Here is a 15,058-nt window from a genome sequence, read left to right on the forward strand (position 1 = left end):
GGGTGCCGGCATCTCATTAGTTGGGGATGGCGATCAGCCGGTTCAATGGATGGATGCCGCGCGGCGAGGGCTGGAAGCCGGTGAGGCGGCGCGCCGCCATTGCCCAGCGGATGGGCTGGCCAAGCGGGATATAGCCGGCATGGGCCACGATCAGCGCTTCCGCCTCGGCCAGCAGGCGGGCCTGCTCGCCGGGATCGCTCGCTTCGCGCGCGCCCGAGAGCAGCTTGGTCGAGCGGGGATCGCAAGCGATGCGGGCCGGGCAATCGAGCCGGCTCAGATACCACAAGGCACTGTCGAACGGCGCGACCTCGTCGATGAGGCGCAGATCGGCCGAGGCATCCAGCGCCACCCGGTCAAGCCGCACGCCAAGCTGCCCCAGATCGCGCGCAAGGGCGATGAACAGCACCGAGCCACCGGGGCCCTCGGGCAGGGCGATGCGCAGCACCGGCGGATCGTCGTCATCATGGGCCGCGCGCCACGCCTCGATCACGCGTCGCGCCGAGGCGAGGCGCTCCTCGACCGGGCGGTCATGCCAGCCGGGCGCGCTGGGCTGTCGCCCCAGATCGAGCGGGCCGGGCAGGGGGAAGACCGCCGTGCGCCAGCCGGGAGGCCCCAGCGTCGCGGCCAGCCTCTCCCGGTCGATCACGCGCGAGAGCGCATCGCGGACGGACAGATCCGCCAGGAAGTCCGACTTGCCCACAAAAGCCAGGCCGAACAGGCCCGTGACGGGATCGGCGCGCAGATCCCGCATCTCGAAGCCCGCGGCGGACACGAGCGGCAGATGCTGGAAGCGGCCGCCAAGGACCAGATCGGTCCTGCCCTCGCGAAACCGGACCAGCGCGAGGGCGGCGCGATGGACTCGCAGGCTGCGCTGCAGGATCGGGGCGGGCGCCGGCTCGGGTTCGGCCTCGGGGTCCGTCACGGCCGGCATCGGTTCGAGCGCGATGACGCCATTGGCACGCGTGGCGCGATAGGGGCCGGTGCCGCCGGCGCGCGAGAAAATGGCGAATTGCGGCTGCGCGAGCAATTGCAGGAAGACCGGGAGCGGCGCGTCCAGCCGGATCTCGATCACCCGGTCGGTCATGGCACGCAGGCGCGGGCTCAGGCCTGCCAGCGAGAGCGGGTTGGCGCGCATCCGCTCCTGCAGCAGGCGGACGACCTGATCCGCCTTCACCGGCTCGCCATCCGGCCAGCTGGTGCGCCTCAGGCGGAAGATGTAGCTCTGCCCGCCATCCTCGACGATCCAGCTCTCCGCGAGCGCGCTCACCACCTCGCCGCGCGCGTCATAGGCAAGCAGGCCCTGCGCAGTCGCGCCCAGAATGGCCTTGGCGGCGGGGGAGACGCTGTCGCGCAGCGGATTGACCGTCTGTTCGGGCTCGCCGATCACATCGACCCGGACGGCACTGTCGTCGCCTTGGCCACGGCCGCAGGAAACGAGCGCCAGCATGAGGCACGCCAGCGCCAGATGCGGCTTTCGCCTCCGGGCAGGGACGCGCCGCTTCGGCCTTGCGGGCGGGAGAGGGGCGTGGAGCATGGCAGAGGCTCTAGAGATTTTCCGGCCGGGAGGAAACATCTCGTGGCCCGGGAAATGCGCCGGATCGGAAAGAATGCGCGGCGCGGGGTTGGGGCGTCGAAGGGGCCGGGCCTGCCGGACAGCGCGTCATCGCGCTGCGGGCGGGAACCGGCCGGCAGGAACTGGTGCGGACGGCGGGACTCGAACCCGCACTCTCACAGGAGAAGCAGATTTTAAGTCTGCTGCGTCTACCGATTTCGCCACGTCCGCGCGGCCCGGCCGGCTATGGCGCGCCCGGGCGGCGTCGTCCATGGCCTTTTGCGCCATTTTGCGTGGGCCAGGGCCTGCGCCGGGCGCCCGGAGGATGGACGCGGGCTCAGTCGGAAGTGTTGAGGCGCGTGCGCATTTCCTTGCCGGGCTTGAAGTGCGGCACCCGCTTGGCCGGAACGACCACGGCGGCGCCGGTGCGGGGATTGCGGCCGGTGCGTCCCTGACGCCCGCGCGTGGTGAAGGCGCCGAATCCGCGCAGTTCCACCCGGCCGCCTTCGGCGAGGCGCGTGCCAATCGATTCGAAGACGATGTCGACGATCCGGTCGACTTCCTGAAGACTGAGATCGGGATGAAGTACGGCGAGTTTCTGCACGAGCTGCGAACGAATCATCTGCGCGGTCTTTCCGATGTAGGCCGAAGCCTTCCCCTTATCATCGCGGTTCGCTGTCCGTGCCCCGAATTCTGCGCCCCCGCAATCGCCCGGATTTGCCACAGGCCATGCCCAAATCAAGAAGAATCGCGGAAAAGCCGATGGAATGACGAAAACGGCCGGCCGATACGAGATCGGCCGGCCGGCTTTTCAGCGCCAGGGGCGCCGTGTTTTGTCAGGCTGGATCAGTTCTTGGCCTTCAGCGCCTCGCCCAGGATGTCGCCCAGCGACGCACCGCTGTCGGACGAGCCATACTGCGCGACCGCCGCCTTTTCCTCGGCGATCTGGAGAGCCTTGACCGAGAAGTTCGGCTTCTTCGAACGATCGAAGCCGATGACCAGGGCATCGAACTTCTGGCCGGGCTGGAAACGCTCCGGACGCTGCTCGTCGCGGTCGCGGCCAAGGTCGCTGCGCTTGATGAAGCCGGTGACGCCATCGTCGCCCGCCTGCACTTCCAGGCCGCCATCGCGAACCTCGAGCACAGTCACGGTGACGGTCTCGTTCTTGTTGAGGCCCGAGCCGCCACGCGAGGCACCGCTGGTGGGCGCGCCCTTCTCAAGCTGCTTCATGCCGAGGCTGATGCGCTCCTTCTCGACATCGACATCGAGCACCACGGCCTGAACGACCTCGCCCTTGCGATGCAGGTTGAGCGCGTCCTCGCCGGAAATGCCCCAGGCGATGTCCGACATGTGAACCATGCCGTCCACATCGCCGTCGAGGCCGATGAACAGGCCGAACTCGGTGGCGTTCTTGACTTCGCCCTCGACCGTCGAACCGACCGGGTGACGCTCCGCGAAGCTCTCCCAGGGATTGGACTGCGCCTGCTTGAGGCCCAGCGAGATGCGACGCTTCTCGGCATCGACCTCGAGCACGATGACGTCCACTTCCTGCGAGGTGGAGACGATCTTGCCGGGATGGACGTTCTTCTTGGTCCAGCTCATCTCGGAGACGTGGACGAGACCCTCGATGCCCGGCTCCAGCTCGACGAACGCACCATATTCGGTGATGTTCGTGACGCGGCCGGTCAGCTTCGCGCCGATCGGATACTTGGCGGCTGCGCCTTCCCACGGATCGCTCTCGAGCTGCTTCATGCCGAGGCTGATGCGCTGCGTGTCGCGATTGATGCGGATGATCTGGACACGGACGGTGTCGCCGATGTTGATCATCTCGCTCGGGTGGTTGATGCGCTTGTAGCTCAGATCCGTGACGTGCAGCAGGCCGTCGATGCCGCCCAGGTCAACGAACGCACCATAATCGGTGATGTTCTTGACGACGCCGTCGATGATCTGGCCTTCCGACAGGGTCTGGATGAGGCCGCTGCGCTGCTCGGCGCGGGTCTCTTCCAGGATGGCGCGGCGCGACACGACGATGTTGCCGCGGCGACGATCCATCTTGAGGATCTGGAAAGGCTGGGGGATGTCCATGAGCGGCGTGACGTCGCGGACGGGGCGGATGTCGACCTGCGAGCCGGGCAGGAACGCCACGGCGCCATCGAGATCGACCGTGAAGCCACCCTTGACGCGGCCGAAGATGACGCCTTCGACGCGGGCGCTCTCGGAGAACTCGGCTTCCAGCTTGTCCCACGCGGCTTCGCGGCGGGCGCGGTCGCGGCTGAGCATGGCCTCGCCATTGCTGTTCTCGACGCGATCGACAAAGACCTCGACTTCGTCACCGACCTTGAGATCGGCCTTCTGGCCCGGCGCGGCGAATTCACGCAGCGGCACGCGGCCTTCGCTCTTGAGGCCGACGTCGATGACGGCGAGATCATTTTCGATGCCGGTGACGGTGCCCTTGACGACGCGGCCTTCGAAGCCGCCGTCGGCGCCGCCGAGAGATTCATTGAGAAGCGCGGCGAAATCGTCGCGCGAGGGGTTTGCCGTTGAGGCCATGAATAAGGTTCCTTCGGTTCGTTGCTGGCCAGCCGGTTGTCTCCGGCGGTCTTTGGCCATAGTGCCCGGACGGCCTCATGCCGGACCGGGCATCCGGCGCGTGCCGTGCCGATGGATACAAGAGCTTCGAAAAAGCAAAAGGGCGCCTCGCGAAGCGAAGCGCCTCGTCCGGGCCGCTATGCGCGGTCCTTCAGGCGAGCATCCACCAGCGCGATCGCGCGCTGAACGGACGCGCCTATACTCAAATCGCTCGTGTCGAGCAAGTCCGCATCGTCGGCCTGCCGGAGCGGGGCATCCGCCCGCGCCATGTCCCGCGCGTCGCGCGCCTCGAGTTCCGCCGCGATCTCCGCGAGCGAGACCGGCTCGCCCCGCGCGACCAGCTCCCGGTGGCGCCGCTCGGCACGCACCGCGACGCTGGCGGTGACGAACAGCTTGGCATCCGCATCCGGCGCGATCACCGTGCCGATATCCCGCCCGTCCAGCACGGCGCCGCCGGCCTGCCGGGCGAAGGCGCGCTGGCGCTCGAACAGGGCGGCGCGCACTTGCGGATGGCGCGAGGCACGGCTCGCCAGCGGCCCCGCCTCCTCCGAGCGGAGGGCGAGATCGTCCAGCAGGCTGTCCGGAAAGACGCAGGCGGCGGCGGCATCGGCGGGATCGTCGGGATCGCCGCCGTTGCGCGCGACCGTTACGCCCACGGCGCGGTAGAGCAGCCCGGTATCGAGATGGGGCAGGCCATAATGCGCAGCGAGCGCGCGCGCGATGGTGCCCTTGCCCGAGGCGGCGGGGCCGTCGACGGCGATGATCATGCGCGTCTCCTCATGGCGCGCGCGAGCCCGAGCGCGGCGATGATCGCCCAGACGACTTCGAGCGTCATGGCAGCGAGATTGAAATGGACGGTCAGCGAGGCAATGAGCAGCAGCGCGCCGGCCAGGTTGAGCCCATTGAACAGCCGGAAATCCATGGCCCGCGCGACATTGGAATAGCCATAAGCGCCGACCACCAGCGCGCTGCCGAGCAGGCCGACGATGTTCGCCAGCATGTCCTGCGTCATGCCGCGCCTCGCAGCGTCGCCAGCATGTCCGCGAAGCCGGGGAAGCTGGTCGCCACGGGGCTCATGTCGTCGATGACGAGGCCCCCGCGCGTGTTGAGCCCCGCAATGGCGAAGCTCATCGCGATGCGATGATCGAGCTCGGCGTCGATGACGGGCGCGCCATTGCCGCCGCCCAGCGGATCGCCGCCGCTGCCGGTGATGACCAGCCCGTCCTCCTGCTCCTCCACGATGGCGCCGATGCGGGTGAGGCCGCGCGCCATGAGGGCCAGCCGGTCCGATTCCTTGACGCGCAGCTCGTCCAGCCCGCTGGTGCGAGTGATGCCCTGCGCATGAGCGGCGGCGACGAAGAAGACCGGGAACTCGTCGATCATGCTGGGCGCCACGTCCGGCGGCACGTCGATACCGGTGAGCGCGCTATGCCGCGCCACCAGATCGGCGACCGGCTCGCCGCCCACTTCGCGCTCATTGGTGATCGCGAGATCCGCGCCCATCGCCTGGAGCATGCGGAAGAGCCCGGCGCGCGTGGGGTTCATGCCGACATTGGTGACGGTCACCTCCGAACCGGGGGTGATGAGTGCCGCGACGACGGGGAAGGCGGCGGAGGACGGATCGCCCGGCACGACGAGCGTCTGCGGGTTCAGCTCGGCCTCGCCGTGGATGCTGATGATCCGCGCGCCGTCGGGGTCCGCCTCCACGGTCAGGGTCGCGCCGAAGCCCCGGAGCATCCGCTCGCTGTGATCGCGCGTGGGCACCGGCTCGATGACGCGGGTGATGCCTGGCGCATTGAGCCCGGCGAGCAGCACGGCCGACTTCACCTGCGCGGACGCGACAGGCAGGCGATATTCGATCGGCACCGCCGGGACGATGCCGCGCATGGTGAGCGGCAGGCAGATGCTTCCGCCGGCGCCGGACGTGCCCATGAACTGCGCGCCCATGAGGCCGAGTGGGGTGGTGACGCGGCCCATCGGACGCTTGCTGAGGCTGGCGTCGCCCACGAAGGTGGCAGTGAGCGCGTGGCTGGCGAGCAGACCCATCAGCAGGCGCGTCGAGGTGCCGCTGTTGCCCATTTCGAGCGCCGTCGCGGGCTGGACGAGGCTGCCCACGCCGACACCATGGACGCGCCACACGCCATCCGCGCCGCGCTCGATCTGCGCGCCGAGCGCCCGCATGGCGGCGGCTGTCGCGAGCACGTCCTCGCCTTCGAGCAGGCCGGAGATGCGGCTCTCGCCCACGGCCAGCGCCGAAAGCATGAGCGCGCGATGGGAGATGCTCTTGTCGCCCGGCACCGTGACGGTGCCGCGCAGCGGGGCCCCAGGCTCGAAGAGCGTGTTGCGCGCATGATCTGTCATTATGCAAACCCGGAATTCTGGCCGGGGCGCATGGCGCTCGACCGGCGGACGGAAAAAAATGGCGCGCCGCTTTTGACAGCGCCGATCTGCTATGGCAAGGCGCGCGGCACTTCGCGGCGACATTGCTTCGCTGCGCACGATTTTCATCTCATCTGGAAGGACAGAGGCGGCACATGGTGAAGCCTGAATGGGGAACGAAGCGGACCTGCCCCAAATGCGCCACGCGTTTCTACGACCTGGGCAATAGCGAGCCCGTGACCTGCATCGAGTGCGGCAACGTCTGGACGCCCGAGCCGGTGCTCAAGTCCAAGCAGCCGCTGCCCTTCGAGGAACTGCCGCAGAAGGCCGCCGCTGGCGCTGAAGCCGAGACGGGTGCCGATGACGATCTCGACATCGACGTGGACGTCGATGAAGAGGAAGGCTCGCCCGACAATGATGTCGACCTTGGCGGCGACGACGATCTCGGCGTCGAAGCCGGGGACGATGGCGACGAGGAAAACTGAGCCATTCCGCCGCGCGCATTTTTACTGACGCGCGGCAATAAATTGGACTTGCAGCGGGGCGAAGCCTGACATAAAGGCAGCGCCTCGCAGCGACGGACCCACCCGTCGCACCGCAGAATCGGGGCCGTAGCTCAGCTGGGAGAGCGCTACACTGGCAGTGTAGAGGTCAGGGGTTCGATCCCCCTCGGCTCCACCATTTTTCCTGCCTTTCCTGGTGAATGTGAGCAGGGGGGCTTCTCGTTAGTAAGCGCCGCGTGAGGTTTGGAATTATTTTCCAACATAGGTGCGCGCATCAACAATACGAAGCAGATGCGATGCCAGCAGCACCATTTCCTGAGCTTCGGCTGGATCAGTCAACTCAACCGTCCGATGGGAATGCGGGTTCTTATAAGAACCGATCGCTCCCGCGAACAAAGACATCAATGCTTCGCGTTCGGCCTCGGGATCGGTGTCACGGCTGAGAGGGCCGGAGTCCTTATGGAACGCCCGCCGTATCATCGCTACACCGTGCTCATGGCTGGCGAATCCTGCAGCATTTCTCACAGCCTCCTCAACGGCCCGAAACGCCATAAAGACCGCGACGGCGTGCTCGCCCTGCGCAAGCTGCCCCCAGACCTGGTCAGCGATGGATGGATGAAGGAGGTGTCTAGGAAACCGGGTTGCAGCAAGGAAGTCCTTCATTCGGATACCATTGTTGGCTAACTCACGTCCCCGCCGTGTGAGCCGGTGAAATGTTGCATTGGGCTGCGCGGCTGGCATAATCAGCCCATTATTCTGCAGCCATAGCCACGCCTCCGCCACGGCAAGCTCGACTTCGGCCGCTTGGCTTCGAGAGTAGGTCGGTCCTGCCATGGGAGAGAACCCATTCCCGAACAATCGGTCGGGTCCAGCGATCCCCCCGAGCGAGAACATGCCATTCTGCTGGTTTTGCGCGGCTAATTTAAGCAGGTGCGTTCCAATCTCTTCCGGAGGGAGAGTTAAAAGTAGATCCTCGTCGGGAATAAGGGATGCAAGTGTCGTCATCGGTATGCCCCGTCTCGCTGCAAATCAGTCGTTCATCATAGCTTGGGACACACTGCTCACGCCATGGTTCGATCACGATGCTGCTGTGCTTCCTTCCTCTGAACGCGACCGGGTACTTAATCATAGGCGCCGCGGGGAAGCGGGTTGAGGACCGCCGATGAAAGAGCTGAGATCGAAGACAAGTTCATCGCCTTTATCGACCTCCTAGGCCGGCGAAGCGCGGTCGGACGGCCGGGCGCGTTCAGCTTTTGGTGGAAATCGGGTGGCGCATGACCTATTGAATCCTCAACAACTTGTCGCATCCTGCGACCGGATGAAGGAGAGCGATTCGTGACCAGGCTCAGCGCCCTCATCGACAGTCGGCCGGACGAGGGCATCTTCCGCGTCAACCGCGCCATGTTCGATGATCCCGCTGTCTTCGAGCTGGAGATGCGGCATATTTTCGAGGCCGGATGGCTGTTTCTCGGGCTCGCGGCGCAGGCGCCTGAGGCGCACGACTATTTCACCGTGAATGCCGGGCGCGTGCCCGTGCTGGTGATGCGCGGCGGGGATGGCGTGCTGCGCGGCTTCGTGAATTCCTGCCCCCACAAGGGCGCGCGCGTGGCGCATGCGGGCTGCGGCCATGCCCGCCAGCTCATCTGCCCCTATCATAGCTGGAGCTTCGACAGCTCGGGCAAGAACAAGGCGGTGAAGTGGAAAGCCGGCGGCGCCTATACGCCCGGCTTCGATGCGGACAGCCACGACCTGCCGGCGCTGCCGGCCTTCGGCGTCTACAAGGGCTTCGTGTTCGGCAGCGTGAGCGCGGACGTCCCGCCGCTGCTCGACTGGCTGGGCGATGCCGCGAAGCTGCTCGATCTGGTCGCGGACCAGAGCGAGGACGGCGTGGAGATGATCCCGGGCGGCGTGAGCTTCACTTATGACGCGAACTGGAAGCTGCAGCTGGAGAATTGCTCGGACAATTATCACTTCACGTCCGCGCACCCCTCCTACATCCGGCTTCTGGAGCGGCGCAAGGCGGCGGAAGCGGCCTCCGGCAAGGCCTTCACCTCCGCGATGGATTCGCAGCGGCACTGGAGCGGCGAGGATGACGAGATCGTCTCGGGCACGTTCAGCTTCCCTTATGGCCATGTGCTCAATTTCGGGCTCGGCGCGCCGACCCCGGCCTCGCCGCTGTTCGACCGTGCCGACCTGCTCGCGCAGCGGCTCGGCGCGGCGAAGCGGGACTGGATCTTCAACATGCGCAACCTGACGATCTTCCCCAATCTCCAGGTGGCCGAGAATGCCTCCAGCCAGTTGCGGGTGATCGAGCCGCTCAGCGCGGGGCGCACCCGCATGCGCACATGGTGCATCGGCCCCAAGGGCGAAGCGCCGGCGGCGCGGCGCCAGCGCATCCGGCAATATGAGGATTTCTTCAATCCCTCGGGCATGGCGACGCCCGACGACACGGTCGCTTATGAGGATTGCCAGCGCGGCTTCGCCGGCAAGGTAGAACCCTGGCTGCAGGGCTATGCGCGCGGCATGGATCGCAGGCAGGCGGGGCCCAACGACCTCGCCGGGGAGATCGGCCTTGAGCCCGAGTTCAGCGTGGCCGGCAATTCGCGCCTGTGCGACGAGACGATCTACCAGAGCTATTATCGCGAATGGGCGCGGCGGATGGCCGGCGCGCTGGAGACGGCGGCATGAGCACCATCATCGAGCGCGCGATGACGCGGAGCGACGCGGAAGACCTGCTGTATCGCGAGGCGCGGCTGCTGGACGAGCGGCGGTTCGACGACTGGCTGGCGATGTATCATGACGATGTCGTGTTCTGGATGCCTGCCTGGCGCGACGAGACGACGCTCACGACCGACCCCGACAGCGAGCTTTCGCTAATCTACTATGAGGGCAAGCAGAACCTGGCCGACCGCGTCTGGCGCCTGGGATCGGGGCTCTCCAATGCCTCGGTGATTCCGGCGCGTGTGTCGCATCTGGTCGGCAATGTCATCGTCGACTCCTGCACGGGCGAGGAAGCCGTGGTGCTCGCGGCATTCACCGCCCATCATCACGACCCGCGCAGTGACCGGACGCATGTCTTCTTCGGCCATTACCGGCATGTGTTCCGCCGGTCGGGCGATGAGTGGCTGATCGCGGCCAAGACGATCAACCTGATGAACGACTGCATTCCGACGGTGGCCGACCTCTACATGCTCTGAGCAGGGCGGCCCCGGGGGAGCGGGGCAGCAGCCCTGAGCCCGGGAGCCTGCCGGAAAAATCGACGCAGGCAGCGCCTGCCGTGGTCCGGTTTTCCTGATTGTCGCGCTTAAGGAAGTGAAGACGATCATGAACCACCGGATCGAGGGGGGCGTCCGGTCATTCCGCAGCAGGCCTCGGGGGCTTTCGGGGCACCGGCCATTGCCCTGCCGCGGAAGGACGACCTGTCTCCCGCCTCTTCCGGACTGGTGCCGCAGGTGTTTCGTGCGACCCGTGCCTGCGGACCTCGAGCGGCGGCGGCCCTGTGGCCACCGCCGCTTTTTTTCGGGTGATGCGAGAGGTGAGGGGCGGGGCTCGGGGGCCCCGTCCCGCTCGCCCGATCAGGCCTGCGTGTCGTCGGCGAGCGGCGCGCCGCCTTCCGCGTCCGGATCGTCCTCCGTGCTTTCCTCGATCCGCGCCGCGCCCACGACATGCTCGTCCTGCGCCACGTCGAACAGGCGGACGCCCGCCGAGCCGCGGCCGATGACGCGCAGGCTGTCGAGCCCGATGCGGATCAGCTTGGCCTGATCAGTCACCAGCATGAGCTGATGGCGGCGCGTCGCGGGGAAGCTCGCCACGACCGGACCATTGCGCTCGATATTGTCGATATTGGTGATGCCCTGGCCGCCGCGCCCGGTCCGCCGATATTCATAAGCGGACGAGAGCTTGCCATAGCCGTTCGCGCAGACGGTGAGGATGAACTGCTCGCGCGCCTTGAGCTCCTCGTAGCGTGCCGGGTCCAGCGAGCTGGTGGCGCCATCCTCGCGCTCGCCCTTCCAGGGCGCAAAGCGGAGATAATCCTCCCGCTCGTCCTGGCCGGTGCCGACGCGATGGAGGATGGAGAGGGAAATCACCTCGTCGCCTTCGCGCAGCGTCATGCCGCGCACGCCGGTGGAATTGCGGCTCTGGAAAGCGCGCACGTCGTCCGCCCGGAAGCGGATCGCCTTGCCCTGGCGGGAGGCGAGCAGCACGTCGTCATCCTCGGTGAGAAGCGCGACGCCGATGAGCCGGTCGTCGGCATCCTCGCCCTCGAACTTCATGGCGATCTTGCCGTTCGACGGGATGTTCGAGAAGGCATCCATGGCGTTGCGGCGCACATTGCCGCGCGCCGTGGCGAACATGACGTGCAGGTTCGCCCATTCCGCCTCGTCTTCCGGCAGCGGGAGAACGGTCTGGATCGCCTCGCCATTGGCGAGCGGGAGCAGATTGACCATCGGCCGCCCGCGCGTCGCCGGCCCGCCCTCGGGCAGACGCCAGACCTTGAGGCGATAGACCTTGCCATGGGTCGAGAAGAACAGCACCGGCGTGTGCGTGCTCGTCACGAACAGCTCGGTGATGACGTCCTCTTCTTTCGTCGCCATGCCCGCGCGGCCCTTGCCGCCCCGGTTCTGTGCGCGGAAAGTGTCGAGCGGGGTGCGCTTGATATAGCCCTGCATGGTCACGGTGACGACCATGTCCTCGCGCTCGATCAGGTCCTCGTCCTCGATGCCGTCGGCGGCAGGCGCGATGATGGACCGGCGCGGCGTGGCGAACTCCGCCTCGATCGCGTCGAATTCCTCGCGCATGACTTCATAGAGCCGCACGCGACTGCCGAGAATCTCGAGGAAGCCCTCGATCGCGGTGGCGAGGCCTTGGAGCTCGCTGCCCACCTCGTCCCGGCCAAGCGCGGTCAGGCGATGCAGGCGCAGGTCGAGGATGGCGCGCACCTGCGCGTCCGAGAGGCGATAGCTGTCGCCGGTCGGGTCGGCTTCCGCCGCTTCGACGAGCCGCAGATACGGCGCGATGTCGGCGATCGGCCACTCGCGGGCGAGCAGCGCCTCGCGCGCGGCGGCCGGGCTGGCCGAAGCACGAATGGTTCGCACCACCTCGTCGAGATGGGAGACGGCGATGACGAGCCCGAGCAGGATGTGCGCCCGCTCGCGCGCCTTCGCGAGCTCGAACTTGGTGCGCCGCGTGATGACTTCCTCGCGGAAGCGCACGAACGCCTCGATGATCTCGCGCAGGTTGAGCAGTTCCGGCCGGCCGCCACGGATGGCGAGCATGTTGGCCGGGAAGCTCGACTGGGCAGGGGTGTGGCGCCAGAGCTGGTTCAGCACCACGTCCGCCGTCGCGTCGCGCTTGAGCTCCATGACGATGCGCACGCCTTCACGGTTCGATTCGTCGCGGATGTCGCTGATGCCCTCGATCCGCTTGTCCTTCGCGGCCTCGGCGATCTTCTCGACCAGCCCGGACTTGCCGACCTGATAGGGAATTTCGGTGAGGACGATCTGCTGCCGGTCGCCCCGCAGCGTCTCGATCTCGTGGCGCGAGCGCATGATGATCGAGCCGCGCCCGGTGGTGTAGGCATTGCGCGCCCCGCCCTGGCCCAGGATCAGCGCGCCGGTCGGGAAATCCGGGCCGGGGATATACTCCATGAGCTCTTCGGTGGTGATGGCGCCATTGTCCATATAGGCCTTGCAGGCGCGCAGCACCTCGCCGAGATTGTGCGGCGGGATGTTGGTGGCCATGCCCACGGCGATGCCGCCCGCGCCGTTGACCAGCAGGTTCGGGAAGCGGGCGGGCAGCACGGTCGGCTCGCGATGCGCGCCGTCATAATTGTCCTGGAAGTCGACGGTGTCCTTGTCGATATCGGCCAGCAGCGCCGTCGTCGCCACCTTGGCGAGCCGCGCTTCGGTATAACGCATGGAGGCGGGCGGATCCGGGTCCATCGATCCGAAATTGCCCTGGCCGTCGATCAGCATGACGCGCATCGACCAGTCCTGCGCCAGGCGGGCGAGGGCATCGTAGATGGCGGAGTCGCCGTGCGGGTGGTAATTACCCATCACGTCGCCGACGATCTTGGCCGACTTGCGGTACGGCCGCCCGGCCACGAAGCCGCCTTCGTGGCTCGCCCACAGGATGCGGCGATGCACGGGCTTGAGGCCATCGCGCACGTCCGGCAGGGCGCGGGAAACGATGACCGACATGGCGTAGTCGAGATAGCTCGACTTCATCTCGTCGACGATGCTGATCGGGCTGATATCCGAGGGTTCGGCGAGGAGTGTCTCGTCGCTGCTCAATTATGTTCTCTTATGTCTGTTGCATGGAAAAGGGAGTTCCCGAGCCTAGCCGCCGGGGCGTCCGAATGCCAGAAAAAAGGGGTGGCGCGATGGCGCCTGACGACGCCTCCGGCCAGGCAGGCCGCTCGGGTTCGCAGCGCCGGAATCGCAAGCGTCCATCGACATGGCGGGCATGAGCTGCGATGATCCGCTTGCGGACCGATGACAAGCTGCGCTAGCCAGTTTATACCGCATTCAAACCCGGTTAACACTCACATTGCCATGGAACCATCCGGGACACATGCCGGTTTTTCCGTTCCCCGGCGAGCCGATCATGAGCCTAGTCTTTGGAGGAAGTTTTGATGCGTCTGTTGAGAACTACTGCCCTGTCGATCGCGCTTGCGGCCGTTTCGGCCGGCATGATGATGCCGTCGGCCGCGGTAGCGCAGAAGAAGAACGACAAGAAAGCCGACGACGGCAAGATGAAGCTTTCGCCGAGCAAGGAATTCACGCCGGGCGCTCAGGCCCTGCAGGAAATGCTCGCCAAGAGCGACTTCGAAGGCGCCAAGGCGAAGCTCGCCGAAATCGAGCCGACCGCCACCAAGCCGGACGACAAATATTTCCTCGGCAATTTCTACCTGAACACCGGCATCGGCCTGAAGGACGAGAGCCTGCAGCGCAAGGGCGTGGAAACCATGCTCGCTTCGGGCATGACGCCGGCTGCCGACGTTCCCAAATTCCATTATTTCGCCGGCCAGTTCGCGCTGAACGCCAAGGATCACGCGGCCGCGCGCCAGCATCTGCAGCAGGCCGCGCAGGCCGGCTATGAAGGCGCCAACCCGGAAATCTACCTGGCCGAGAGCTATTTCGGCGAGGCCTACAACAATGTGAACGGCAACCAGTTCAACCCGGCCGGCAAGGCGCTGGTGCAGCAGGGCCTGCCGCACCTGAAGAAGGCCATCGAGCTGCGGCAGTCGGCCGGCGAGGCGGTTGATGCGAGCTGGTATACGCGCGGCCTCAAGATGTCGGTTCTGGCCGATGATCCCTCGCAGATCGAGTGGTCCAAGCTCGCGCTCGCCCATGCCGGGACCCCGGACAACTGGCGCGTGGTGCTGCGCTCGCTTCAGGACGCCAATGACAACATGACCCGGGATGAAACCCTGGACCTCATGCGTCTGATGGACAGCAGCAAATCGCTGCAGAATGCCTACAGCTACAGCGAATATGCCGAATCCGCCTGGAAAGCGGGCCTGCCGGGCGAAGTGAAGGCCGTGATCGAGACCGGCCGCGCCCGGGGTGAGATCGATAACAACAGCCTTTCCGACCTGTATCGCCTCGCCACGGAAAGCGCCGCGAAGGACAAGGCGACGCTCGCCTCCTCCGCGACCAGCGCCGCCTCCGCCGCGACCGGCAAGCCGGCCTCTTCGACCGCTAGCGCCTATATGGGCTTTGGCGATTATGCCAAGGCGGCCGAGCTTTACCGGCTGGCGCTGCAGAAGGGCGGCGTGGACGCGGACGAGGTCAACACGCGGCTCGGCATCGCGCTGGCACGCAGCGGCGACAAGGCCGGGGCGGTGGAAGCTTTCGGCAAGGTCGGCAACGGTGGCACCAACGGCGTGCGCCGCAAGATCGCCGATCTCTGGACGGTGTGGGTGAACAATCCCACCGCCTGATCGGCTCTCGCTATCGGGAAACAGTAAAAACGCCGGCGGAGTTTTCCGTCGGCGTTTTCATTTGAGGGTGCTGCGTTTTCAGGGAGCGGC

12 protein-coding genes and 2 tRNA genes are annotated in these 15,058 nt (G+C 66.4%); 5 read left to right on the forward strand and 9 right to left on the reverse strand.

The window, feature by feature from the left end; all coding sequences use genetic code 11:
* Positions 1-16: 16 nt before the first annotated feature.
* The 7 genes from HNP60_RS08300 to aroA form a co-directional block, all read right to left on the reverse strand.
* A complete protein-coding gene (locus HNP60_RS08300) occupies positions 17-1,447 on the reverse strand; it encodes an ABC transporter substrate-binding protein (RefSeq protein ID WP_184152409.1) in 1,431 nt (476 codons plus the stop codon).
* A 249-nt stretch (positions 1,448-1,696) separates the two neighbouring features.
* Positions 1,697-1,783: transfer RNA gene (locus tag HNP60_RS08305), tRNA-Leu, on the reverse strand.
* A 106-nt stretch (positions 1,784-1,889) separates the two neighbouring features.
* Positions 1,890-2,174, reverse strand: a complete 285-nt coding sequence (locus tag HNP60_RS08310) for an integration host factor subunit beta (RefSeq protein WP_184049340.1) — start codon at positions 2,172-2,174, stop codon at positions 1,890-1,892.
* 224 nt (positions 2,175-2,398) lie between these two features.
* Positions 2,399-4,102, reverse strand: a complete 1,704-nt coding sequence (rpsA, locus tag HNP60_RS08315; protein ID WP_184049338.1) for a 30S ribosomal protein S1 — start codon at positions 4,100-4,102, stop codon at positions 2,399-2,401.
* A 176-nt stretch (positions 4,103-4,278) separates the two neighbouring features.
* A complete protein-coding gene (locus HNP60_RS08320; protein ID WP_184152412.1) occupies positions 4,279-4,908 on the reverse strand; it encodes a (d)CMP kinase in 630 nt (209 codons plus the stop codon).
* Positions 4,905-5,153 (reverse strand): CBU_0592 family membrane protein, encoded by a 249-nt coding sequence (locus tag HNP60_RS08325; protein WP_184152415.1) that lies wholly within the window; start codon positions 5,151-5,153, stop codon positions 4,905-4,907. Before HNP60_RS08325 ends, HNP60_RS08320 begins: the two co-directional genes overlap by 4 nt.
* Positions 5,150-6,502, reverse strand: a complete 1,353-nt coding sequence (gene aroA / locus HNP60_RS08330; RefSeq protein ID WP_184152418.1) for a 3-phosphoshikimate 1-carboxyvinyltransferase — start codon at positions 6,500-6,502, stop codon at positions 5,150-5,152. The genes HNP60_RS08325 and aroA overlap by 4 nt, the downstream gene beginning before the upstream one ends.
* A 173-nt stretch (positions 6,503-6,675) precedes the next feature.
* Here aroA and HNP60_RS08335 point away from each other — a divergent pair, with 173 nt between their 5' ends.
* Entirely contained in the window at positions 6,676-7,005 is a 330-nt protein-coding gene (locus HNP60_RS08335; protein WP_014075987.1) for a TIGR02300 family protein, read from the forward strand.
* A 120-nt stretch (positions 7,006-7,125) separates the two neighbouring features.
* Positions 7,126-7,201: transfer RNA gene (locus HNP60_RS08340), tRNA-Ala, on the forward strand.
* Positions 7,202-7,272: 71 nt separating this feature from the next.
* On the opposite strand, the gene HNP60_RS08345 is transcribed toward HNP60_RS08340, so the two are convergent.
* Entirely contained in the window at positions 7,273-8,028 is a 756-nt protein-coding gene (locus HNP60_RS08345) for a TIGR02391 family protein (protein ID WP_184152421.1), read from the reverse strand.
* Between the two features lie 330 nt (positions 8,029-8,358).
* On the opposite strand from HNP60_RS08345, the gene HNP60_RS08350 reads away from it, so the two are divergent.
* Together HNP60_RS08350 and HNP60_RS08355 are read left to right on the forward strand one after the other, a co-directional pair.
* Positions 8,359-9,711 carry an SRPBCC family protein gene (locus HNP60_RS08350; RefSeq protein ID WP_184152424.1) on the forward strand — a complete coding sequence of 451 codons (1,353 nt, stop codon included), beginning with the start codon at positions 8,359-8,361 and terminating at the stop codon, positions 9,709-9,711.
* A complete protein-coding gene (locus HNP60_RS08355) occupies positions 9,708-10,220 on the forward strand; it encodes an aromatic-ring-hydroxylating dioxygenase subunit beta (protein WP_184152427.1) in 513 nt (170 codons plus the stop codon). Before HNP60_RS08350 ends, HNP60_RS08355 begins: the two co-directional genes overlap by 4 nt.
* A 378-nt stretch (positions 10,221-10,598) precedes the next feature.
* Here HNP60_RS08355 and gyrA read toward each other — a convergent pair whose 3' ends face one another.
* Entirely contained in the window at positions 10,599-13,316 is a 2,718-nt protein-coding gene (gyrA, locus tag HNP60_RS08360) for a DNA gyrase subunit A (RefSeq protein ID WP_184152430.1), read from the reverse strand.
* 341 nt (positions 13,317-13,657) lie between these two features.
* Here gyrA and HNP60_RS08365 point away from each other — a divergent pair, with 341 nt between their 5' ends.
* The gene (locus tag HNP60_RS08365; RefSeq protein ID WP_184152433.1) at positions 13,658-14,968 is read left to right on the forward strand and encodes a hypothetical protein; all 1,311 of its coding nucleotides are present in this window, start codon (positions 13,658-13,660) and stop codon (positions 14,966-14,968) included.
* Positions 14,969-15,058: the final 90 nt, after the last annotated feature.

Origin of the sequence: Sphingobium lignivorans, assembly GCF_014203955.1 — a bacterium.
Taxonomy (GTDB): domain Bacteria; phylum Pseudomonadota; class Alphaproteobacteria; order Sphingomonadales; family Sphingomonadaceae; genus Sphingobium; species Sphingobium lignivorans.